Source organism: Nocardia sp. 852002-20019_SCH5090214, assembly GCF_001665865.1.
Taxonomy (GTDB): domain Bacteria; phylum Actinomycetota; class Actinomycetes; order Mycobacteriales; family Mycobacteriaceae; genus Nocardia; species Nocardia nova.
The window spans coordinates 1-623 of the sequence record NZ_LZMK01000384.1; the positions used below are offsets into that span (position 1 = coordinate 1).

At 70.1% G+C, this 623-nt stretch carries 2 protein-coding genes; both read left to right on the forward strand.

From position 1 onward, the window contains the following. Positions 1–316 (forward strand): DUF5131 family protein (locus tag A5780_RS32120; protein WP_156769387.1); only part of this gene is annotated, 316 nt, incomplete at its 5' end. Further along, on the forward strand, positions 304–623 hold a 320-nt coding region (locus A5780_RS41460; RefSeq protein ID WP_064910917.1), incomplete at its 3' end, for a hypothetical protein. The genes A5780_RS32120 and A5780_RS41460, both read left to right, overlap by 13 nt.

Genomic DNA, 623 nt, shown 5'->3' on the forward strand with positions numbered 1-623 from the left:
GACCGGATGCCCGGACGGGTGCCGGTGCCGGTGGCCCGACGACGACGAACGCTTCGAATGCGGGTGCCCCGGCTGCGCCGACTGGCGGCCGATCCCGGCGATCGACTGGGTCATCGTCGGCGGCGAATCCGGGCCCCACGCCCGGCCGATCGAGGCGGACTGGGTGCGCGACCTGCGCGACCAGTGCGTCGAGGCCGGGACCGCGTTCTTCTTCAAGCAGTGGGGTGGTCGCACCCCGAAAACGGCCGGGCGCGAACTCGACGGCCGGATCTGGAACCAGTACCCGCAGAACAGGAGCACCCCATGCCACGCCTGATGTCGGTCTCGCTCACCGAGGACCAGGTCCGCGACCGCACCAAGACCGTCACCCGCCGCACGGGCTGGCTGATGCTGACGCCCGGCACCCGGCTCACGCTGTGCCGCAAGGTGATGGGCCGCCGCCGCGGCGAACCACTTGTACGGATCGTCGATGTCGAAGTTCTCGACGTGCGCCGCGAGCGCCTCGACACCATCACGAACGAAGAAGTCCGCGCCGAGGGCTTCCCTGAGATGACGCCGGCGCAGTTCGGCGAGTTCTTCTGCGGCAGCCACACCGGCTGCACCCCGGACTCGATGGTCACCAC